Raw genomic sequence first — 363 nt, 5'->3', positions numbered from 1 at the left:
CTTGGCATGTGCATATCGACCGACTTGCATGGCCATTTTTGGTCCCTGCCTCGCGTAGCTCTGCCGTAGTCTGACACCCGCTTCTTTTGCCAGCATGGTCAGTTTTTTACGGCACCTTTCCAGTAACTTGCTATCTGTCGGGTGGGCGATGTTCTTTTCCATCACCGTGCTGTCCACGACAACTTCCCTCAGGCTGGATGCTTTAACCGTGTTACTTTTAAGTCCTGCATCAACTGTCACAGAGAGCATTAACTCAACACCTTGCTCTCCAATTCGACGCCGAAAACGCGACATCAGGCTTGGATCACACGGCAACTCATGGCTAAAAAACTGCATCCCGCAGAAGTACTGCCAATATGGGTT

At 50.4% G+C, this 363-nt stretch carries 1 protein-coding gene; it reads right to left on the bottom strand.

The window, feature by feature from the left end; translation table 11 throughout:
- A partial coding sequence (locus CWB98_RS23495; protein WP_138546978.1) for a transposase occupies positions 1-363 on the bottom strand: 363 nt, incomplete at both ends.

It is taken from the genome of Pseudoalteromonas rubra, from assembly GCF_005887115.1.
GTDB classification, from domain to species: Bacteria; Pseudomonadota; Gammaproteobacteria; order Enterobacterales; family Alteromonadaceae; genus Pseudoalteromonas; species Pseudoalteromonas rubra_F.
Note: the sequence above shows the minus strand (reverse complement) of the source record. Positions and strands in the feature narration are given on the sequence as shown.